This is a genomic window from Vibrio sp. YT-17 (assembly GCF_033337375.1).
Classification (GTDB): domain Bacteria; phylum Pseudomonadota; class Gammaproteobacteria; order Enterobacterales; family Vibrionaceae; genus Vibrio; species Vibrio alginolyticus.
Genome location: NZ_JAWOQP010000008.1, coordinates 107,194 through 127,284 on the forward strand (window position 1 = coordinate 107,194; position 20,091 = coordinate 127,284).

Annotated in this window: 22 protein-coding genes and 1 riboswitch; of the genes, 16 read left to right on the top strand and 6 right to left on the bottom strand. The window is 44.1% G+C overall.

Annotated features, from left to right (window positions below; genetic code table 11):
- The first annotated feature begins 12 nt into the window (after window positions 1-12).
- The gene (locus tag R7F67_RS09950) at window positions 13-279 is read left to right on the top strand and encodes a DksA/TraR family C4-type zinc finger protein (protein WP_017634396.1); all 267 of its coding nucleotides are present in this window, start codon (window positions 13-15) and stop codon (window positions 277-279) included.
- A gap of 69 nt (window positions 280-348) precedes the next feature.
- On the opposite strand, the gene bioA is transcribed toward R7F67_RS09950, so the two are convergent.
- Window positions 349-1,629 (bottom strand): adenosylmethionine--8-amino-7-oxononanoate transaminase, encoded by a 1,281-nt coding sequence (gene bioA / locus R7F67_RS09955; protein ID WP_017634395.1) that lies wholly within the window; start codon window positions 1,627-1,629, stop codon window positions 349-351.
- Between the two features lie 130 nt (window positions 1,630-1,759).
- Between bioA and bioB the strand changes: the two genes are divergently transcribed.
- Genes bioB through bioD form a run of 4 tightly spaced genes read left to right on the top strand, consistent with a single transcriptional unit; the run spans window position 1,760 to window position 5,454 of the window.
- Window positions 1,760-2,812 carry a biotin synthase BioB gene (gene bioB / locus R7F67_RS09960; protein ID WP_199437335.1) on the top strand — a complete coding sequence of 351 codons (1,053 nt, stop codon included), beginning with the start codon at window positions 1,760-1,762 and terminating at the stop codon, window positions 2,810-2,812.
- Window positions 2,799-3,950: an 8-amino-7-oxononanoate synthase gene (gene bioF, locus R7F67_RS09965; RefSeq protein WP_017634394.1), complete on the top strand. Its 1,152-nt coding sequence runs from the start codon at window positions 2,799-2,801 to the stop codon at window positions 3,948-3,950. Before bioB ends, bioF begins: the two co-directional genes overlap by 14 nt.
- The gene (gene bioC / locus R7F67_RS09970) at window positions 3,950-4,771 is read left to right on the top strand and encodes a malonyl-ACP O-methyltransferase BioC (protein ID WP_005388087.1); all 822 of its coding nucleotides are present in this window, start codon (window positions 3,950-3,952) and stop codon (window positions 4,769-4,771) included. Before bioF ends, bioC begins: the two co-directional genes overlap by 1 nt.
- Window positions 4,768-5,454 carry a dethiobiotin synthase gene (gene bioD / locus R7F67_RS09975; RefSeq protein ID WP_318057164.1) on the top strand — a complete coding sequence of 229 codons (687 nt, stop codon included), beginning with the start codon at window positions 4,768-4,770 and terminating at the stop codon, window positions 5,452-5,454. The genes bioC and bioD overlap by 4 nt, the downstream gene beginning before the upstream one ends.
- A gap of 81 nt (window positions 5,455-5,535) precedes the next feature.
- Here bioD and R7F67_RS09980 read toward each other — a convergent pair whose 3' ends face one another.
- On the bottom strand, window positions 5,536-5,703 hold the full coding sequence (locus R7F67_RS09980) for a hypothetical protein (RefSeq protein WP_005378215.1): 168 nt from the start codon (window positions 5,701-5,703) through the stop codon (window positions 5,536-5,538).
- Window positions 5,704-6,212: 509 nt separating this feature from the next.
- On the opposite strand from R7F67_RS09980, the gene htpX reads away from it, so the two are divergent.
- From htpX to R7F67_RS10025, 9 genes are all read left to right on the top strand, one after another.
- Window positions 6,213-7,082, top strand: a complete 870-nt coding sequence (gene htpX / locus R7F67_RS09985) for a protease HtpX (RefSeq protein ID WP_005388085.1) — start codon at window positions 6,213-6,215, stop codon at window positions 7,080-7,082.
- A gap of 211 nt (window positions 7,083-7,293) precedes the next feature.
- On the top strand, window positions 7,294-7,713 hold the full coding sequence (locus R7F67_RS09990) for a nuclear transport factor 2 family protein (protein ID WP_005378211.1): 420 nt from the start codon (window positions 7,294-7,296) through the stop codon (window positions 7,711-7,713).
- Window positions 7,710-8,435 (top strand): SDR family oxidoreductase, encoded by a 726-nt coding sequence (locus R7F67_RS09995; RefSeq protein WP_318057165.1) that lies wholly within the window; start codon window positions 7,710-7,712, stop codon window positions 8,433-8,435. Before R7F67_RS09990 ends, R7F67_RS09995 begins: the two co-directional genes overlap by 4 nt.
- Before the next feature lie 12 nt (window positions 8,436-8,447).
- On the top strand, window positions 8,448-9,758 hold the full coding sequence (locus R7F67_RS10000) for an NAD(P)/FAD-dependent oxidoreductase (protein ID WP_318057166.1): 1,311 nt from the start codon (window positions 8,448-8,450) through the stop codon (window positions 9,756-9,758).
- Between the two features lies 1 nt (window position 9,759).
- Entirely contained in the window at window positions 9,760-10,578 is an 819-nt protein-coding gene (locus R7F67_RS10005) for a DUF1365 domain-containing protein (RefSeq protein ID WP_064368029.1), read from the top strand.
- A complete protein-coding gene (locus tag R7F67_RS10010) occupies window positions 10,572-11,828 on the top strand; it encodes an SAM-dependent methyltransferase (RefSeq protein WP_025766883.1) in 1,257 nt (418 codons plus the stop codon). Before R7F67_RS10005 ends, R7F67_RS10010 begins: the two co-directional genes overlap by 7 nt.
- Before the next feature lie 6 nt (window positions 11,829-11,834).
- On the top strand, window positions 11,835-12,347 hold the full coding sequence (locus R7F67_RS10015; protein WP_025766882.1) for a DUF2878 domain-containing protein: 513 nt from the start codon (window positions 11,835-11,837) through the stop codon (window positions 12,345-12,347).
- Window positions 12,307-12,900 carry a chalcone isomerase family protein gene (locus R7F67_RS10020; RefSeq protein ID WP_025766881.1) on the top strand — a complete coding sequence of 198 codons (594 nt, stop codon included), beginning with the start codon at window positions 12,307-12,309 and terminating at the stop codon, window positions 12,898-12,900. Before R7F67_RS10015 ends, R7F67_RS10020 begins: the two co-directional genes overlap by 41 nt.
- Window positions 12,900-13,433, top strand: a complete 534-nt coding sequence (locus tag R7F67_RS10025) for a DUF3833 domain-containing protein (protein WP_005378200.1) — start codon at window positions 12,900-12,902, stop codon at window positions 13,431-13,433. The genes R7F67_RS10020 and R7F67_RS10025 overlap by 1 nt, the downstream gene beginning before the upstream one ends.
- A gap of 133 nt (window positions 13,434-13,566) precedes the next feature.
- Here R7F67_RS10025 and purB read toward each other — a convergent pair whose 3' ends face one another.
- The 3 genes from purB to mnmA form a co-directional block, all read right to left on the bottom strand.
- Window positions 13,567-14,937, bottom strand: a complete 1,371-nt coding sequence (gene purB / locus R7F67_RS10030) for an adenylosuccinate lyase (RefSeq protein ID WP_318057167.1) — start codon at window positions 14,935-14,937, stop codon at window positions 13,567-13,569.
- 153 nt (window positions 14,938-15,090) lie between these two features.
- Window positions 15,091-15,708 (bottom strand): high frequency lysogenization protein HflD, encoded by a 618-nt coding sequence (gene hflD, locus R7F67_RS10035; protein ID WP_005378194.1) that lies wholly within the window; start codon window positions 15,706-15,708, stop codon window positions 15,091-15,093.
- Window positions 15,709-15,718: 10 nt separating this feature from the next.
- A complete protein-coding gene (mnmA, locus tag R7F67_RS10040) occupies window positions 15,719-16,843 on the bottom strand; it encodes a tRNA 2-thiouridine(34) synthase MnmA (RefSeq protein WP_005378192.1) in 1,125 nt (374 codons plus the stop codon).
- A 188-nt stretch (window positions 16,844-17,031) separates the two neighbouring features.
- Between mnmA and R7F67_RS10045 the strand changes: the two genes are divergently transcribed.
- Window positions 17,032-17,301 (top strand): hypothetical protein, encoded by a 270-nt coding sequence (locus R7F67_RS10045; RefSeq protein WP_005378190.1) that lies wholly within the window; start codon window positions 17,032-17,034, stop codon window positions 17,299-17,301.
- A gap of 117 nt (window positions 17,302-17,418) precedes the next feature.
- A complete protein-coding gene (locus R7F67_RS10050) occupies window positions 17,419-18,723 on the top strand; it encodes an inosine/guanosine kinase (protein WP_005378187.1) in 1,305 nt (434 codons plus the stop codon).
- A 128-nt stretch (window positions 18,724-18,851) separates the two neighbouring features.
- On the opposite strand, the gene R7F67_RS10055 is transcribed toward R7F67_RS10050, so the two are convergent.
- Window positions 18,852-19,259 carry an H-NS family nucleoid-associated regulatory protein gene (locus R7F67_RS10055; protein WP_005378185.1) on the bottom strand — a complete coding sequence of 136 codons (408 nt, stop codon included), beginning with the start codon at window positions 19,257-19,259 and terminating at the stop codon, window positions 18,852-18,854.
- 582 nt (window positions 19,260-19,841) lie between these two features.
- Window positions 19,842-20,024: riboswitch (Lysine riboswitch) on the top strand.
- Window positions 20,025-20,091: the final 67 nt, after the last annotated feature.

The window sequence follows — 20,091 nt, forward strand, 5'->3', positions numbered from 1 at the left end:
CGAGGAGGGCTTATGGCCGTAGGGTGGGCCAATGACGATAGCGTCAGCCAACAAATTCAAAACACAATAGACGACGAGATTTCCCGTGTTCGTGGCAGTATCGCAAGGGGTGAAAGCGCCCATTATTGCGATGAGTGTGGTGATGAGATCCCAGAAGCACGTCGTTTTGCTATGAAAGGCGTTCGTTTGTGTATCGAATGTCAGTCAACAATCGAATTGGTGTCTCAACGCCAAGCATTGTTCAATAGACGAGCGAGTAAAGACAGTCAACTCCGATAACTTTACTGCTCTAATAAATAACGAGACGGTTTGAGTCTCATACTCAAACCGTTTTCATGTTCAATTGAACTATGAAGCGAAGCAGTCTTTACGTTGTAACGCAGCATCAATCGCATTCACTAACTTTTCAATATCTTCTGGCTTGCTGATGAACGGCGGCATCATATAAATCAGTTTGCCAAATGGACGAATCCACACTCCGTGTTCAACAAACAAGGCTTGGATGGTTTCCATATTCACAGGGCGATACGTTTCCACTACGCCAATAGCGCCCAACCAACGGGTGTTTTTCACCAAGTCGTATTCTTCAAGTTTTGGTAGTAACTCAGAAAACAACGCTTCGATTTGTTGGGTTTGCTGTTGCCAGTTACCTTGCTCAATCAATTCCAAACTTGCAGTTGCAACAGCACAGGCAAGTGGGTTACCCATAAACGTTGGGCCATGCATAAAACAACCTGCATCACCACCACAAACGGTATCCGCAACGTGTTTGCTCGCCAGAGTTGCAGAGAGGGTCATGTAGCCTCCAGTGAGTGCTTTCCCGACACACAAAATATCTGGCTGAATGTCTGCATGTTCGCAGGCAAACAATTTACCGGTACGCCCAAATCCGGTTGCGATCTCATCTGCAATCAATAACAAGCCGTATTTGTCGCAAAGCCTACGCACGCCTTTGAGAAACTCTGGATGGTAGATACGCATGCCGCCTGCGCCTTGAACGATAGGCTCTAGGATCACCGCAGCAAGTTCTTTATGGTGCGTCTCAATCTTGTGCTCGAAGTCGGTGAGGTCTTCTGGCTTCCATTCATCCCAATAACCACAAGTTGGTGACTCCGCAAAGATATGCTCAGGCAAAAAGCCTTTGTAGAGAGAGTGCATTGAGTTATCGGGATCGGTAACCGACATCGCCGCAAACGTATCGCCGTGATAACCGTGTCGCAAAGTAAGAAACTTCGGTCGGCGTTCGCCTTTTGCATGCCAATATTGCAGTGCCATTTTTAAGCTGACTTCTACGGCAACGGAGCCTGAATCGGCAAGGAATACATTTTCAAGATTACTTGGGGTTAGGGATAGCAACTTCTTACACAAACTGATTGCTGGCTGGTGGGTAATCCCGCCAAACATCACGTGAGAGACCTGATCGATTTGCTGGTGAGCGGCTTGATTTAAATGCGGATGGTTGTAGCCGTGGATCGTCGACCACCAAGAAGACATGCCGTCGACCAGCTCAGTACCGTCTTCCAATTTAATGTGAACACCATTTGCCGATGCTACTGGGTAGCAGGTCAGAGGTGTCAATGTCGAAGTGTAGGGATGCCAGATATGCTGGCGGTCGAAGGCGAGATCCATGTGCGATTCCAATAATAATTGAGGTTAAAAAATAAACAGATGTAAACTTTGTTCTTTTGTGTTGTGTTGACAGTTTATCGAGACTCAGTAGACTGTCAACACAACAACAAAAGTGACTAAAGGAATACACGTGGAAGTTCGTCATAACTGGACGCATGCTGAAGTGCGCGATCTCATGGAAAAACCATTCATGGATCTCCTATTCGAAGCGCAGCTTGTACATCGTCAATATCAACAAACCAACCATGTTCAAGTAAGCACGCTTCTGTCGATTAAGACAGGTGCTTGTCCAGAAGATTGTAAGTACTGTCCTCAGAGTGCTCGTTACACCACAGACATCGAAAAAGAGCGTCTGATGGAAGTAGAACGCGTACTCGATGCTGCGCAAAAAGCCAAAAATGCTGGTTCTACTCGTTTCTGTATGGGCGCTGCATGGAAAAACCCTAAAGAGCGTGACATGCCGTATTTGACTGACATGATCAAAGGTGTGAAGGGCATGGGTTTAGAAACGTGTATGACATTAGGTATGTTGACACCAGATCAAGCAAAGCAATTGGCAACCGCAGGTCTGGATTACTACAACCACAACCTAGATACCTCACCTGAGTTCTACGGCAACATCATTACCACACGGACTTACCAAGACCGTTTAGATACTTTGTCTCACGTGCGTGATGCTGGCATGAAGATCTGTTCCGGTGGCATCATCGGCATGGGTGAAAGTGCAAACGACCGAGCTGGTTTGTTGGTTGAACTGGCTAACTTGCCGGTACACCCTGAAAGCGTTCCAATCAACATGCTCGTGAAGGTAAAGGGCACACCACTGGAAGAAGTGGATGATGTTGAGCCATTCGATTTCATTCGCCTGATTGCGATTGCACGAATCATGATGCCTCAGTCAGCCGTTCGTTTATCCGCTGGCCGTGAAAACATGAACGAACAAATGCAAGCGCTGTGTTTTATGGCGGGTGCAAACTCCGTCTTCTATGGCTGCAAACTGCTGACCACGCCAAACCCTTCTGAAGACAAAGACATGATGTTGTTCAATAAGCTCGGCATTAACAGCCAAGAGGTGTCTCAAAAACCTGATGAAATCGAAGAAAATGAGTTACTCGATCGCGTCGTAGAGCGTGTTGCTGCTCGTCCAACAAAAGACGACCTTTTCTACGATGCCAGCGTTTAAATCTCGTATCGAGTCCGCCCTTGCTGAGCGTAAAACGCAAGGGTTGAATCGTTCTATGAATGTGGTGTTTGCCGGTAACCAGTCCGTTTTGGAACACGAAGGTAGACGCTACATTAATTTCTCAAGTAATGATTATTTGGGATTGGCCAATGACCAAGCGCTTGTTCGTGCTTGGCAGCAAGGTTTGAGTGTATACGGCAGTGGTAGTGGGGCATCACCGATGGTGACTGGCTTTAGTGCCGCGCACAGCAATTTAGAAGCCGCACTGACCGAATGGTTGGGTTACGACAGAGCAATTCTGTTTGGTTCTGGATTCAGTGCTAATCAAGCCTTGTTGTTCACCTTGTTGGAAAAATCAGACGTATTGATCCAAGACCGTTTGAACCATGCCTCACTGATGGAAGCGGGGGCGTTGTCACCAGCTAAGATGAAGCGCTTCAAACACAATGACATCGAGCACCTAAAGTCGCTGATTAATAGCGAAGACAACCATCTAGTTGTGACTGAAGGGGTATTCAGCATGGACGGCGACTGTGCGCCGCTCAGCGATATAGCTGAAGTCACTCGAAGTCATGATGCTTGGCTTGCTGTCGATGACGCTCATGGTATTGGCGTTCTTGGTCAATCCGGTGGTGGCTCTTGCGAGCATGCCGCGGTTAAGCCTGAGTTATTGGTCGTTACCTTCGGTAAAGCGTTTGGTACGTCTGGCGCAGCTATTTTATGTGACCACGCAACGGGGGACTTTTTAACTCAGTTTGCTCGTCACCATGTGTATTCCACGGCGATACCGCCAGCACAAGCGTATGCGTTGACTCATGCAGTCTCGATGGTTCAAGAGCAGTCTTGGCGACGTGAAAAGCTCTCTGAGCTTAGTGAAGTGTATCGAGATAGCCTTAGCGGCCTTGAGGGGTTTGTTGAGACTCAAACTTCGATTAAGCCCTTTTTGATTGGTGAATCTGAATTGGCTTTGCGAGTAGCAGGTGCTTGTCGCCAAAACGGTATTTGGGTGACTGCTATTCGCCCTCCGACGGTGCCTAAAGGAACGTCTCGTCTTCGAATAACACTCACTGCCAATCACACTAATGAACAAGTTAAAACGCTTTCAATCGCATTGAAGCAAGCATTAGGAGCGCTGTAATGGATAATGCAACTACCGCATTAGCGCAAACGCTCGCGTTAGAGAGTTTCCATCAAGATAAAGACGCGATTGCCTCTTCGTTTGGTAAAGCAGCAGAAACATACGATAAACATGCGGCTTTTCAACGTGATGTCGGGCATCAGCTGCTTGATAAACTTCCTGAAAACTTGACGGGAAAACGTGTATTGGATTTAGGTTGTGGCACGGGTTATTTCTCCCAACTACTTCAACAACGCGGTGCGGAAGTAGTCTGCGGCGATATCTCTCAAGCCATGTTAGATAAAGCAGAGCAGCGTTGTGGTGCAGTACGAATGCATTACCAAGTTGCTGATGCTGAAAACTTACCATTTGACGATGATAGCTTCGATTACGTGTTTTCAAGTTTAGCGCTGCAATGGTGTACAGATTTAAGTTACCCACTAAAAGAAGTGCGCCGCGTGCTAAAAAATGGTGGGAAAGCGTGGTTCTCTACACTGGTTGATGGATCACTGTATGAGCTGCGTGCATCATGGGAAAAAATTGATGCATATCAACACGTCAATAACTTTCTAACGCTCAATCAGGTAAAAATTGCGTTAGCGCAATCTCGATGTGACAGCCATCAACTAGACTTGACCACCATCACAGTTTGGTACGACTCTGCATTTTCAGTTATGCGTGACCTCAAAGGTATAGGTGCAAATCACGTAAGCGGGCGCTCACACGGTTTAACTAGTCGCGAGACTTTGTTAAAAGTTGAGCATGCGTACCAAGCGTTTAAAAACGATCAAGGTCTTCTACCTGCAAGTTATCAGGTTTGTTTTGGAGTAATACATCTATGATTGATGCTTTTTTTATTGCTGGTACGGATACTGATGTTGGAAAGACGGTAGCGTCTAAAGCCATTTTGCAAGCGATCGCAGCAAAAGGACTAAACACTATTGGTTATAAGCCAGTGGCAGCAGGGAGTGACAAGACTGAAGCGGGATGGCGCAACTCTGATGCTTTACACTTACAAGACGTCGCAACACTCGATGTGGCCTATGATGATGTGAACCCATACGCTTTAGAGTTGCCTGCTTCTCCCCACATTGCAGCGAAGCATGAACATGTCGAAATAAGTTACGATGTTCTGAGTCAAAAACTGGCTCAACATAAGCAGCAAGCCGATGTTGTTCTCGTTGAAGGTGCTGGAGGCTGGCGTGTGCCAGTATCCGATACGGACTGTTTATCTACATGGGTAAAAGAAGAGCAGTTACCTGTTGTACTGGTGGTTGGCATTAAATTAGGCTGTTTGAGCCACGCTTTACTCACAGCGGAGAGTATTAAAGCGGATGGTTTGAATCTTGTTGGCTGGGTGGCAAACCGCGTCAACCCAGGCACAGAGCACTACGCTGACATTATCGAGATGCTAGAAGCACGTATCGATGCACCTAAGCTTGGGGAAATTCCATATATTCCAAGTGCTAAACGCAAAGAGCTAGGCAAGTACATTAATTTAGAGCCGTTGCTAAACACTGACTAATGGTGTTTAGGGTAAAAGACTAAAAAACCAAAGGGCTGCGCAATGCAGCCCTTTCTTGTTGGTGTAACCTAAAAAGTCAGATTACTTATCTTGGCTGAGCCCCATCAATGCTTGTTGTGTTTCTGCAACACGCTGAGACATATGATGATCGGTTGAAATACCAAGTTGTTGCTTTGCCTCGTCCTCTGAGATGCCTAGGTGACAACGCAGTAAATCAATAGCCATTTGATAGTCGTTAGTTTCTACCATGGTTTTTCCCTCAATACATGGAGTTTTTGAGCTCACCCAATGCACTTTTTGCAATGTACTTAGAGTGGCTCTGTTTTGTTCATCTCATTCGAATTTAGCATGTCCATGTAGCCGCACAATAAGACCAAAGTCTATAGCAGAGCTAACGTACTGTTTTTGGTCTATTAAAAAATTTCTAGCTAAGTTGCTAAGAGGTGATAGATTTAACACCAAGATCATCTATCAATAGATGATGGGTAGCTCAGAGCTTATTTTATCATTTTGATAAATGTATATGAACGGAGGTTCCAGCTCCTACCAAAGCATGTTTTGAAATCGCTTGAATCAAATATTTCAGTCCCGAAAACAAATGTTGCAATTTATTGCTTAACCTTGTTTTTATCGCGGATAGACTATATCTATAACGCACGGAACATGAAAATCAACGGAATTGGCTTTTATAGCGATTACCATTTGTTCCTTATAACAATCCGTTTTAAAAAAACGATAAGCTTCCTCGGAGAAAAGTAATGAAGCGAATTATGTTATTCCTAGCAACTAACCTAGCTGTCGTGCTAGTGCTTAGTGTTGTTCTGAATATTGTTTACGCTGTAACTGGAATGCAACCAGGCAGTCTGTCAGGTTTACTTGTAATGGCTGCTGTATTTGGTTTTGGTGGCGCATTTATTTCGTTGATGATGTCAAAGGGTATGGCGCTACGCTCGGTTGGTGGTATGGTCATTGAAAGCCCGCGCAACGAAACGGAGCATTGGTTAGTCGAAACTGTGGGTCGTCAAGCTCAACAAGTGGGTATTGGTATGCCAACGGTGGCTATTTATGATTCACCAGATATCAATGCATTTGCGACAGGTGCAAAACGAGATGACTCTCTTGTCGCAGTTTCTACTGGTCTTTTACACAATATGACTCGTGATGAGGCAGAGGCAGTACTTGCACACGAAGTGAGCCATATTGCAAATGGTGATATGGTCACGATGACGTTGATGCAAGGTGTCGTGAACACGTTTGTTATCTTCCTATCACGCTTTATTGCCAATATCGTGGCATCGAACGATGATGAAGAAGGCCAAGGTACAAATATGATGGTTTACTTTGGCGTATCCATGGTGCTTGAACTGGTATTTGGTTTCCTAGCTAGCTTCTTGACTATGTGGTACAGCCGTCATCGCGAATTCCACGCGGACGCAGGTGCTGCGCGCCTCGTTGGCAAAGAAAAAATGATTGCGGCTCTAGAGCGTTTGAAGGTGAGTCATGAATCTCAACTGGATGGCACCATGATGGCGTTTGGTATCAATGGCAAGCAGTCGCTGACTGAGCTACTAATGAGCCACCCTCCGCTAGATAAACGTATTGCAGCGTTGCGAGGCCAGCAATACTAATTGTTCCTACTTAAATAATTGTTAATCTGCTGAAAAGGCTTGGTTTTGACCAAGCCTTTTTTTTTTCGCCGATTGATCGCGTGCGAACTTCATCACGTACTACTTACAGAAATAAAGTTATACAAAATTATTTTTGTACAACTTTGGAGGAATGAACTATCTTGTACATATAATAATTTTGTACAACTTAATGGGCGTGTAGGAGTAAAAAATGGACATACAGTCTGTTGGCAATATCTATCAAAAGCTCAACAAAGCGAACTTACATCTGCTTAAGGATATATATCACCAAGATGTAGTATTTGAGGACGCAGCGCATCGTTTAGAAGGATGGCCAGCACTTTCGGATTATTTCACCTCATTATATGCCAACGTCATCAGTTGTGATTTTGTAATCCATGAGCATCAACAAGTCGGAGATACAGGCTTCCTAACTTGGACAATGGACCTTCAGCATCCCAAACTTCAGAAGGGTGCGCCTATTCTCGTCAATGGTGTTTCGCACCTCAAATTTAGCGAAGGTCAGGTCATTTATCACCGAGACTATTTTGATCTCGGAGAGATGCTCTATGAGCATTTACCATTACTTGGTTCAGTCGTTAAAACCATCAAGCAGAGGTTAGGACAATGAACAACACCATTTTAATCACAGGCGCCACCTCCGGAATAGGAAGACAGCTTGCCCTAGATTACGCGACCTCAGAATGGAATGTGATTGCTTGTGGTCGGAATCAAGATGTTCTTGCAGAACTGGAGGCAGTTTCTACCAAAATTCATACATTGCAGTTTGATGTGACAAATTATGAGGAAACTCAGCAGGCGCTCTCTAATTTGCCCTTTACGCCAAACACATGGGTTTTTAACGCAGGCGATTGTGAGTACATGGATGAGGGAGTGGTCGACGCGAAACTCATGGCGCGTGTGATGAACGTAAATGTTGTCGGTGTTGCCAACTGCGTTGAAGGCTGCCAAGTACATTTAGAGAGAGGGCACCGCATTGTTATTGTTGGCTCTATCGCATCAGAAGTGGCACTGCCTCGTGCAGAAGCTTACGGCGCATCCAAAGCGGCAGTCAGTTATTTTGCACGCACGCTCGCCGTCGACTTGAAAAAGAAAGGGATCAAAGTGGTAACGGTGTTTCCTGGTTTTGTTGAAACGCCGTTGACTGACAAAAACGACTTCGAAATGCCAATGATCATTTCTACTCAGCAAGCGTCGGACTCTATCAGGAAGCAGTTAGCCGCCAACAAGACCTATATCTATTTCCCAGCGAGATTTACCAGTATTTTACGTTTTATCTCGTTACTTCCATACAGTTGGCAAGCTCGCCTAACTGCTAAACTCGTATCATAAGAAGGAATAAAAATGAAAACAGCAGGAAGAAAGAAGATAGCGATTGTGGGAACGGGAATCTCTGGCCTTACTTGTGGTTATTACTTGCATAAAGAACATGATGTAACGCTTTTTGAAGCGAACGATTACATCGGTGGCCATACTGCAACCGTTGATGTGAGCCTTGATGGTAGAGAATACGCGATAGACACTGGGTTCATCGTCTATAACGATCGTACGTACCCTAATTTCATTAAAATGATGAGCGAGATTGGCGTTGAAGGTCTGCCGACTCAAATGAGCTTCAGTGTCAGAAACGATGGGAACGGACTAGAGTACAACGGCCACACAGTGTCGACATTGTTTGCTCAAAAACGTAACTGGGCAAACCCTAAATTTTATCGATTTATCTTCGAGATACTTCGTTTCAATAAACTTGCCAAGCGCTTCGCTAGCGAGCAATCTTCGCACTCTCAGACGTTAGGTGAGTTCCTTGACGAACACAAATTCAGTGCTTTTTTTACCGATAACTACATATTACCGATGGGTGCTGCGATTTGGTCGTCGACTTTAGCTGACATGCGCGCATTCCCTCTTATGTTCTTCTTACGTTTCTTCCTCAACCACGGTCTGCTAGATGTGACTAACCGACCACAATGGTATGTGATTAAAGGTGGTTCACGTTCATACATTCCACCATTGACCAAAGGCTTTGCCGAGAATATTCGTCTTAATAGTCCTGTCGAAAAAGTGGTTCGCAACGAAAAAGGGGTTGGCGTTCAAGTTCGCGGAGAAACGCATTGGTTTGATGACGTTATCTTTGCTTGTCACAGTGATCAAGCAATGAGAATGCTAGAGGATATCAGCCCAATTGAGCAGGAAATCTTGGGGGATATGACATACCAAGCAAATGAAGTTGTTCTTCATACCGACTCTGCCGTACTACCAAAACGTAAGGCAGCATGGGCATCATGGAACTACCTATTGGAAGGCAGTGAAGAGCAACAGCAACGCCTCCCTTCGCTCACTTATAACATGAACATTCTTCAGCATATTCAATCAGAACACATGTTTTGTGTAACGTTGAATAGTACTGAGCAAATTAACTCAAATAAAGTCTTGCGTTCGTTCACTTATCATCATCCAGTATTCACCACTGAGTCTATTGCAGCGCAGCAGCGCAAAAATGAGATACAGGGTAAACAAAGTACCTGGTTCTGCGGCGCTTATTGGTACAACGGTTTTCATGAAGATGGCGTGCGTAGCGCGCTTGATGTTGTGAAAGAACTAGAAGAAAAGTACCGCGAACAAAATGTGGTTCCTTTCGAAAAAGGCGCAGCGTGATATGGATAGCCAAATGAACAGCCGATTGTTTATAGGCAACGTTCGTCACCGTCGATTCACGCCGGTGAATCATGAGTTGAACTACTCTTTATTTATGCCCGCCATTGATGTAGACGAGATCGATGCTTTAGAGAAAAAAGTATGGGGTTTTGGTTCGCGTTGGTGGCATTGGGCTCGCTTCAAGCGCAGTGATTACATTGGTGAAGGTAGCGTCAAGTCGGCAGTGCACAGCAAAATTGAAGAACTGACAGGTGTTCGCTGTACCGGCAAGGTAATCGCAGTCTGTCACTTGCGTTATCTAGGACTTTATTTCAGTCCCGTTAATTTCTACTACGTTTATAACGCGGAAGGAGAATGGAAGTATCTCCTCGCAGAGGTGAGTAACACTCCTTGGAATGAACGACATTACTACGTGGTGTCAGCAGATAAAGAAGAAGAAAAGTTTGGTTGGGAACAAGTTAAAGCATTCCATGTTTCACCATTCAACCCGATTGACCAACTCTACCGCTGGAAAATTAAACCTTTGACAGACAAGTTGAATATTCATCTTGAATGTCACAAAGGAGAGAAACACTTTGATGCCACCATGGTTATGAAAGCCAAGCCACTTTCAAGCAAAACCTTATTGAGGTGTTTGATCGTTACACCAATACAAACGGTAAAAGTAATGGTTGGTATTTATTGGCACGCATTAAAACTTTGGGTGAAAGGCGCACCTTTTTATTCTCATCCTAAATATTCAACGCATGAAGAAATAGAAGCCGATACTGAAAAAACAGACAAAAAAAATAAAAAGCACAAGGAGAATTCTGCATGTTAAATACTAGTTCTATGACATTGCCGCGTAAATTGACGACAACGCAAAAAGCGGCTCGCGGAGTTATTTTTCAATGTCTGCAAAAAATGGAAATCGGCTGTTTAACAGTTATTGAAAGTTTTAAGACGGAAACGACAGAGCGAAGCGAGCGTTTTAGTGCGCCAAATGGGGAGTACAGTGGTCAACCTGTTGTCGCTACTATAGAGGTAAAACATCCAGGCTTTTATTCACGGATCTTGCAGGGCGGCAGTATTGCTGCTGGTGAGGCTTATATGGATGGGTGGTGGGATAGCCCCGATTTAACCTCATTAATGAAACTGATGGCCCTTAACATGCGTGCTCTAGATAAACTCGAAGAGCAAGGCAGTTGGTTGACTAAAATACTGTACAAGTTCAGCCATTGGTCAAACAGAAACTCTGAAGAGAACTCACGTAAAAATATCCATGCGCATTACGACTTGGGTAACAACCTATACGAAGCGTTCCTTGACACCAATATGCTGTACTCGTCGGCGCTTTACAATCATGCGGACGACTCTCTAGAGCAGGCTCAAATCAACAAAATGGATCGTCTATGTCAGCAACTTGAGCTGAAATCTACCGATCATGTTGTTGAAATTGGCACTGGGTGGGGCGCTATGGCGATTTACATGGCTGAACAATACGGTTGTCAGGTCACCACAACAACGATATCTGAAGAGCAACACGCGTACGCGGAGCAAAAAATCAAAGAGCGTGGCTTAGAAGACAAAATCACTCTACTCAAAGAAGATTACCGAAACCTAACCGGCACTTATGACAAGCTCGTTTCTATTGAAATGATTGAAGCTGTGGGCAAACAATTCCTGCCTTCGTACATTAAGGTCTGTGAGTCTTTATTGAAGTCTGGTGGCTTGATGGCGATTCAAGCGATTACGATTGCCGATCAGCGTTACGATTACTACAGTAACAACGTCGACTTTATCCAAAAGTACATTTTCCCGGGTGGTTTTTTACCGTCGGTAACCTCACTAACCCAAGCAACAACAAAGTACAGTGACTTAGTGACGCGAGACTTGTTCGATATTGGTTTGGACTACGCCAAGACGCTGAACGAATGGCACCTTCGTTTTAATCGAGCAGAGAATGAAGTGCGCTCGTTTGGCTACGACGATCGCTTTGTGCGTATGTGGCGCTACTATTTGAGCTACTGTGAAGGGGGCTTTTTGGCTCGCACGATCAGTGCAGTTCACATGACGTTTCAACGCCCGTAGTTCGTTATGAAGGTATTTCTTGCTTCGACATGGTTCCAACTCTGCTGGTTTGCAGCGGTGCTTGGAACCTATCAATGGCAATGGGTGACGTTATTCCTTACTTTGGCAACCCTACTATATTGTTTGAAAACTGACGCATCTTCGCTCAAAAGTATTGGTGTGATCGTCACGAGCGGGCTCGTGCTTGATACGCTCAATCAACAACTCTCGGTCTTTGTCTTTCCAACCCCATGGCTGCCAGTCTGGTTATTATGCTTGTGGGTTTTGTTTTCTTGGTATGCCTATCAACTTAAGTCAATTTTGTACCGTTTCCCAAAAACCTACGTATCAATAGTAGGCGGACTCGGAGGAACAGTGAGCTACTTTGCTGGCTATAAGCTCCAAGCCGTTGAATTTGGATTTAGCACTGGCGCTACACTGGCAATGTTGTTTGTCGAATGGTGCGTCATGATGCTCTTGATACTCAAGGTGTACGGAAATGAAAAGCTTGAAGAGAGTTTTAACTCAGAGACTGACTAGGTTGCTTGCGTTGGTAATAGTAACTGGTTCTTTTGCTCTGCAAGCTCAACCCGTTGGAAACAGCGAAGCTGCTAGCAACATTGCTAATTGGAAGGGATGGAAAACTGTTGGAGAAGCCCAACTTACCTGGTTCATCTTCGATATTTATCACTCAAGATTAAAAGCGCCTGATGGAAAGTTCATCGTAAGCGATGACGTATCGCCACATCCCCTTGCGTTGGAAATTAATTACAAGAGAGACATCAGTAAGCAACAGCTGCTTGATGTGACGGATGAGCAGTGGGCGAAATTGGGTTTTACGGACTCATATCGAAAAGCCTGGATCAGCGAGCTCGATCGTATGTTTCCTGATATTCAAAAAGGTGACGAGCTTACTTATCTAACAGATGGAAAATCTGGTCAGCTGTTTTATAAGCAGGTTGGGGACGTGCAAGTAAAGAACGTTGGCATCATTGAAGACGAACGAATGAACGATGCATTTTTAGCTATATGGTTATCACCCAACACAGAATTCCCGAAACTCCGAAAACAATTGATAGGGCAGGTTAGATAGTGCTTAAACGAATTTTTAAATCAGCGACTTTAGTGGCAGCTGTTTTTCTTTCGGCATGTTCCGCAGACATTGATAATTACCGCTCTTCTACACCGACTTTTGACGTATTCGGTTATTTCGAAGGCGACATAAAGGCGTGGGGGATGGTGCAAGATTATACCGAACAGCAAACCCGTCGCTTTGAAGTCGATATAGTGGGTACTGTAGAAGGTGATACGCTGACGCTGGTGGAAGACTTCGTGTTTGATGACGGAGAGGTGGACCAGCGAATTTGGGTTATCACTAGATTAGAAGACGGTAGTTATGAAGGTAAGGCAGACGATATTATAGGTGTAGCAACAGGGGAAGAGCAGGGCAATGCGCTACAGTGGCAATATGACTTTGAGCTACAAATGGAGGATTCATCAGTGACGGTTGCTTTTGATGATTGGCTTTATCGTCAGGATGACAGACACGTTTTCAATCTAACGAAAATAAAAAAGTTTGGTGTGGAAGTAGGAACAATAACCTTGTTCTTCCAAAAGCAGCCATAACAAATGGGGCTGATCTTCAATTAATAATCCATTCCATATAACTAAAATTATTTTCTCCCGACCTAACTCCCCTAACTAAAAAAGGTTGACGCTTTCGCGTCAACCTTTTAAGTATCTGGTCGTTACAGGAGTATTACAGCTTATCTGTCAGCTCGATTGCTTGACCGATATAGTTCGCTGGTGTCATTTCTTTCAGACGTGCTTTCTCGTGCTCAGGAAGCTCAAGACCGTCGATGAAGTTACGCATTGCTTCGCCGTCTACACGCTTACCACGAGTTAGCTCTTTCAGCTTCTCGTATGGCTTCTCGATGCAGTAACGACGCATAACGGTTTGTACTGGCTCAGCTAGTACTTCCCAGTTCTTGTCTAGTTCAGCAAGAAGCGCTTCACGGTTTACTTCTAGCTTGCTGATGCCTTTAAGTGTCGAAGTGTAAGCGATGATAGCGTAGCCAACACCAACACCAAGGTTACGTAGAACCGTTGAGTCAGTTAGGTCACGTTGCCAACGAGAGATAGGCAGTTTCTGTGCTAGGTGGCCGAATACAGCGTTCGCAAGACCTAGGTTACCTTCTGAGTTTTCAAAGTCGATTGGGTTAACTTTGTGAGGCATTGTTGAAGAACCGATCTCACCAGCAATAGTTTTTTGCTTGAAGTGGCCTAGTGCAATGTAACCCCAAACGTCACGGTCGAAGTCAATCAGGATAGTGTTGAAACGAGCGATAGCGTCGAACAGCTCAGCGATGTAATCGTGCGGTTCGATTTGAGTTGTGTAAGGGTTCCAAGTTACGCCTAGAGACTCTGTGATGAACTCTTCAGAGAACTTGTGCCAATCTAGCTCTGGGTAAGCAGAAAGGTGTGCGTTGTAGTTACCTACTGCACCGTTGATTTTCGCTAGGATCTCAACGTTTTCGATTTGCTTGAATTGACGCTCCATACGGTACGCCACGTTTGCCATTTCTTTACCCATAGTAGATGGAGAAGCAGGCTGACCGTGTGTACGAGATAGAAGAGGAATGTCGCGGTATTCCACTGCTAGTGCTTTGATAGCGTCGATTAGGTTACGGATTTCTGGAAGAATCACGTTCTCACGCGCTTCTTTAAGCATTAGAGCGTGTGATGTGTTGTTGATGTCTTCAGAAGTACATGCGAAGTGGAAGAACTCGTTTACTGCGTGCAGTTCAGGAACGTCTGCTACTTTCTCTTTTAGGAAGTACTCAACCGCTTTTACGTCGTGGTTAGTTGTACGCTCGATCTCTTTGATACGGCGTGCATCTTCTTCAGAGAAGTTTGCAGCAAGGTCGTCTAGGAATTGGTTTGCTTCTGCGCTAAACGCTGGCACTTCTGCAATTTCAGCAGTAGCAGCAAGCTTTTGTAGCCAGCGGATTTCAACGATAGTACGGTACTTTAGTAGACCGTATTCACTGAAAATTTCGCGTAACGCAATTGTCTTGCTTCCGTAACGGCCGTCTACTGGTGAAACAGCAGTCAATGCTGACAGTTCCATGATGTTCTCCTGAATTGGGTTTCTAAATTTCGTGAGCTTTATACCAATAACTGTGGCAATTGTCACGAATATTGCGCAAACGTTTGCGCGAGATTTGTTTTAGTCGAAAAAAATGAGCTCGCGATAAACGCGAGCTGCTTATTTGATATTTTACTACAGACGAGCAAGAAGGATTTGTGCTTGCTCTACCATCTTCTTGCGCCCGAAGATTAGGTGGCGACGCTTACCACCAACTTGACGCCAAAGAACTGCACTACGAATGCCAGATAACAACAGCGCACGAACTTTGTGTTGGCTTGCCGTCTGCTGCAGTACAGATGGCGTGCCCGTTACTTGAATGCGTGGGCCAATAGGGCTAACGACATCCAGATAGATGCTCGCTAAATTGCTGATCATTTGATCGTCTAGTAGCTCAAAGTGCTCTGACTGACGCTTGGCCATTTGAATACGATCACCAAGCTGAGACATAGCATCGTTACGAGAGCTTAACTTACGCTCTAACGCCATTAAACTAATAATGTAACGAGTAATTTCACTGCCTGATGGTGTGCTATCAATCCCTTTAACCAAGCATTCTAGGCCGAGCTTTAGATCGGCTTCGCGACCGAATACGCCAACTGTGTTAGCAGGGTTCGTGCTCAAAATAGCGTTGATTGATGTTTCAAAAGCATCTTGATCACAATGTCCGTTTCTCGCTACCTGTTGAACTAAAGCAACAGCTTGGCAAATCCCAGCGAAAGCGATAGTACGGTCATAAAGTGTATTCGCCACGTAACGACTCCTAAGCTTGAGAATATTTAATGCGTTGCTCGATGATGCCGCCACCTAGGCACACGTCACCTTTGTAGAACACTGCTGATTGACCTGGAGTTACAGCAATTTGTGGCTCGTCAAAGATAACTTTAATGTTTTCATCATCGATAGGGATGATTGTACAAGGAATATCTTCCTGACGGTAACGAGTTTTCACTGTGCACTTCATAACATCGCGAATTGGCTCACGATCTACCCAATGAAGTTGTGATGCAAGTAGACCTTCTGATTTCAACATTGGATGGTCTTTACCTTGAACAGCAATCAAAACGTTACGTTCTAGATCTTTCTCACCAACGAACCAGGGGTCCTCGTTACCACCGCCGCCTTTACGGCCACCGATGTGTAGACCTTTACGCTGACCAAGTGTGTGGTACATCAGGCCTTGGTGTTGACCAATCACTTCGCCTTCTGGCGTCTCGATATTACCAGGCTGAGCTGGAAGGTAGCGACCGAGGAATTCTGTAAACTTGCGTTCACCGATGAAACAAATACCAGTTGAGTCTTTCTTCTTAGCGGTAATTAGATCTTGTTCTTCCGCAATGCGGCGCACTTCTGGCTTCTCTAGATCACCAACAGGGAATAGGCTACGTGCGATTTGCTCGTTGCTTAATGTGTACAGGAAGTAGCTTTGATCTTTGTTGCCATCTAGACCACGTAGCATCTGTGGTTTTTCACCATTTTCTGGGAAAGAGCGACGCACATAGTGGCCCATTGCAATGTAATCAGCATCAAGTACTTCATCAGCGAATTCTAGGAATGCTTTGAACTTGATTTCTTTGTTACAAAGAATGTCAGGGTTCGGAGTACGGCCAGCTTTGTATTCAGCAAGGAAGTACTCAAATACGTTATCCCAGTATTCGGCAGCAAAGTTGATAGTGTGTAGGTGGATGCCTAGCTTGTCACATACTGCCTGAGCGTCAGCAAGATCTTCTGCCGCTGTACAATATTCTTCGTTGTCATCTTCTTCCCAGTTCTTCATGAAAAGGCCTTCTACTTGGTAGCCTTGCTGCTTTAGAAGATACGCGGAAACAGATGAATCAACGCCGCCGGACATACCGACGATGACTTTCTTTTGGCTGTTATCAGACATTACTAAACACCACTTAAATAAACGGGATGCAGATTCTATCAGAATCCACAGACCGGTGACAGATCCGAGATCGAAATCACAATTCGTTTCGCTGGATTTTTCTTCAACAAAGATTCGAACGAGTAATTTCGCAAGTATAGAAGAGGTATATATGGCATAGTTGGCCAAAATCCAAGAGGAAACATCAAATGACAGAAGAAAACCAATTTATGCAAGAAAGTGAGTTGATTGAAATTGTTGAAAATCAGCTCGAAGATGGTAACCCGCTTAAAGTAAAAGAAACCCTTATGCGTTTAATGATGACTGGCACACCACGTGAAGATGCGGTTGCGATGATGGCATGTGCGATGTCAATTGAGATTTTTGATGTAATGAAGAATGAGGGTGAGTTCAACCTAAAGCGTTATAGCGAGCACCTTGAGCAACTACCAGATCTCAGCTTTATGGAAGGTGAATAAGCCACCTAAAAGAAAAAAGTAGTCAGCAAACGTTTGCTATAATCGCTTTTATTGCTGCTTTATTATTAGCGGTATAGAATCCGCTCTCCTTTTCATCCCCTTACTCAGACTGACAATATGAAATTTCCTGGACAACGCAAATCGAAGCACTATTTTCCTGTTCATGCTCGTGACCCGCTGGTGAGCCAAGCACAAGAAAGCAAGAAGATGACGCGCACTCACATCATTGGTATTGACCAAACCTTGGTTGATATTGAAGCAAAAGTTACAACGGATGTGATTGAAAAGTACGGTCTGAGTAAAGGTCACTCTCTGGTTATCGATGACGAAAGAGCAGAAGAGTTATACCAGCAACTGAAAGAAGAGAACTTGATTACCAATGAGTATGCGGGCGGTACAATTGGTAACACGCTACATAACTACTCCGTGCTAGCGGATGACCGCTCCACACTACTTGGAGTGATGAGCCAGGATATTAAGATTGGCAGCTACGGTTACCGCTATCTTTGTAATACATCAAGCCGCATGGACTTGAACTACCTACAAGGTGTAGATGGTGCAATTGGCCGTTGTTTTGCTCTTATCACAGAAGACGGTGAACGTACTTTTGCTATCAGCGAAGGGCAAATGAACCAACTCCATCCTGATAGCATTCCAGAGAAAATCTTTAAAAATGCATCAGCACTTGTACTGACGTCATATCTAGTACGTTGCAAAGACGGCGACCCAATGCCGGAAGCAACAATGAAAGCAATTGAGTACGCGAAAAAGAATGATGTGCCTGTTGTTCTGACTTTAGGCACAAAGTTTGTTATTCAAGATGACCCTAAATATTGGCAAGAATTCATTCGAGATAACGTTTCAGTCGTTGCGATGAATGAAGATGAAGCAGAAGCACTGACGGGGGAATCTGATCCACTTGCTGCGTCTGATAAAACATTGGAGTGGGCTGATCTAGTATTGTGCACGGCGGGTCCTGTAGGTCTATTTATGGCTGGGTATACGGAGGATAGCGCGAAGCGCGAAACTTCTTTGCCATTACTTCCAGGGTCAATTGCTGAATTTAATCGTTATGAATTCAGTCGTCCGGCGAAAAAAGACTCATGCGAGACGCCAATAAAAGTGTACTCGCATATCTCGCCATATATGGGTGGCCCAGAAAAAATTAAGAATACAAATGGCGCAGGTGATGCTGCGTTATCTGCTGTTCTTCATGATATGGCAGCAAATAAATACCATAAAGAAAATGTGCCTAATTCAAGCAAGCACAGTAACGAGTATTTAACTTACTCTTCTTTTTCTCAAGTCTGCAAATACGCAAACCGTGCTAGCTACGAAGTTCTCGTGCAACATTCACCACGATTGTCGCGCGGACTTCCTGAGCGAGAAGATAGCCTAGAAGAAGCATACTGGGAACGTTAATACGAAGCGATTTAATTAACTATTCTGTAACTAAAGTAAAAGGCACATTAAGAAATGTGCCTTTTTTATTTGTAATGGTTTAAATAAAAAAGGCTCCCTATGGGAGCCTTTTAAAAAATAGCACGGATCTAGATTAGGAACTCATCCAGAGATTTACCTGCATCAAGTTGCTCTTGAATCGCCGAAGGTGTACGACCTTGGCCAGTCCAAGTTTTCTCATTACCGTTTGAATCTGTGTATTTGTATTTAGCAGGGCGAGGTGCGCGCTTCGCTTTGCCTTTCGTCTTAGTTTCGCCAGATAGCGCAGTAATAAGTGCTTCTACGTCAATACCGTCTTGAGCGATTTTCTCAGCAATCTCTGCAAGCTTAGCTTCTTGCTCTGCTTGTGCTGCGCGTTCTGCTTCTTCTGCTTCACGACGCTCATCTACGACAGTAGTGAGTTTATCTAGAGCTTCTTCCAATTGTTCTAGAGTCAGCTCACGAGAAAATGCACGAAGGCTACGGATATTTAGAAGGGTTTTAGTCAGCTCTGACATAACGATTCCTATTAAAAGGTTAATGTGTTGGGCACTTTTTATCGTTACGATTAAATAATGCCAATCTATAAATAAACAAAGAGTCCTTATATTTAACTTTATCTTTTCCTTATGTGCAAATGCTAAATCAAGATTTTGTTTAAATTTGACTATTTTTTAAAGCAATTAATATTATTACACTCGAAATAAATCATTATTAGATGAGAACTAAAATCAACAATCATTATTGTATAGAGAGAGTGACAGCTTGGTTTTTTATAAAAAAATTTGAGTTATTACTTAAAAATATGAAGCATCCATCTTTAATGCTGTGTCATATATCCTTAATTTATTGATATAAGATAAACCATGATATTTCTAAGGTAGTAATAATGTTTCATAAATAACATGATTGATGTGATTTCAGTTGCACAAAACTTATGGAAGTAGGCAAGGTTTATAAATTATCTCAGTCATTATTTATTTGTTTAATTTAGTTTGATGTGTTGCATTGACTCTCATCATAAGTACAATGGCTGCCACCTGATGCAATATTGCAGACAATTTGTTGTTAATTTGTACAGTTAGTGGTTAATTGTTTGTTGTTGCCGTAGAGGCGCGGTCTCGAAGAGTAGCTATTATTGGGGTGATGCCAATGAATAATAGTGGAAGGCGAAGATTGCCGAAGTAAGTAACTCATCAAAGTTACTTGCTGGGGTTGTATCTGAAAGGAACAACACTGCCATAGTATATATTCACATTAAACTATGGAGCGCTACTGTAGGGTTGGGTGGAGTGTTCGCTTCCCTGTCGCTAAGTTCAACATGAGCACGTATCGTATGCTACGTGACTT

Coding starts and splice junctions, on each gene's coding strand:
- R7F67_RS09950 (WP_017634396.1), top strand. CDS start 13: ATGGCCGTAGGGTGGGCCAATGACGATAGCGTCAGCCAACAAATTCAA.
- bioA (WP_017634395.1), bottom strand. CDS start 1,629: ATGGATCTCGCCTTCGACCGCCAGCATATCTGGCATCCCTACACTTCG.
- bioF (WP_017634394.1), top strand. CDS start 2,799: ATGCCAGCGTTTAAATCTCGTATCGAGTCCGCCCTTGCTGAGCGTAAA.
- bioC (WP_005388087.1), top strand. CDS start 3,950: ATGGATAATGCAACTACCGCATTAGCGCAAACGCTCGCGTTAGAGAGT.
- bioD (WP_318057164.1), top strand. CDS start 4,768: ATGATTGATGCTTTTTTTATTGCTGGTACGGATACTGATGTTGGAAAG.
- R7F67_RS09980 (WP_005378215.1), bottom strand. CDS start 5,703: ATGGTAGAAACTAACGACTATCAAATGGCTATTGATTTACTGCGTTGT.
- htpX (WP_005388085.1), top strand. CDS start 6,213: ATGAAGCGAATTATGTTATTCCTAGCAACTAACCTAGCTGTCGTGCTA.
- R7F67_RS09990 (WP_005378211.1), top strand. CDS start 7,294: ATGGACATACAGTCTGTTGGCAATATCTATCAAAAGCTCAACAAAGCG.
- R7F67_RS09995 (WP_318057165.1), top strand. CDS start 7,710: ATGAACAACACCATTTTAATCACAGGCGCCACCTCCGGAATAGGAAGA.
- R7F67_RS10000 (WP_318057166.1), top strand. CDS start 8,448: ATGAAAACAGCAGGAAGAAAGAAGATAGCGATTGTGGGAACGGGAATC.
- R7F67_RS10005 (WP_064368029.1), top strand. CDS start 9,760: ATGGATAGCCAAATGAACAGCCGATTGTTTATAGGCAACGTTCGTCAC.
- R7F67_RS10010 (WP_025766883.1), top strand. CDS start 10,572: ATGTTAAATACTAGTTCTATGACATTGCCGCGTAAATTGACGACAACG.
- R7F67_RS10015 (WP_025766882.1), top strand. CDS start 11,835: ATGAAGGTATTTCTTGCTTCGACATGGTTCCAACTCTGCTGGTTTGCA.
- R7F67_RS10020 (WP_025766881.1), top strand. CDS start 12,307: ATGAAAAGCTTGAAGAGAGTTTTAACTCAGAGACTGACTAGGTTGCTT.
- purB (WP_318057167.1), bottom strand. CDS start 14,937: ATGGAACTGTCAGCATTGACTGCTGTTTCACCAGTAGACGGCCGTTAC.
- mnmA (WP_005378192.1), bottom strand. CDS start 16,843: ATGTCTGATAACAGCCAAAAGAAAGTCATCGTCGGTATGTCCGGCGGC.
- R7F67_RS10045 (WP_005378190.1), top strand. CDS start 17,032: ATGACAGAAGAAAACCAATTTATGCAAGAAAGTGAGTTGATTGAAATT.
- R7F67_RS10050 (WP_005378187.1), top strand. CDS start 17,419: ATGAAATTTCCTGGACAACGCAAATCGAAGCACTATTTTCCTGTTCAT.
- R7F67_RS10055 (WP_005378185.1), bottom strand. CDS start 19,259: ATGTCAGAGCTGACTAAAACCCTTCTAAATATCCGTAGCCTTCGTGCA.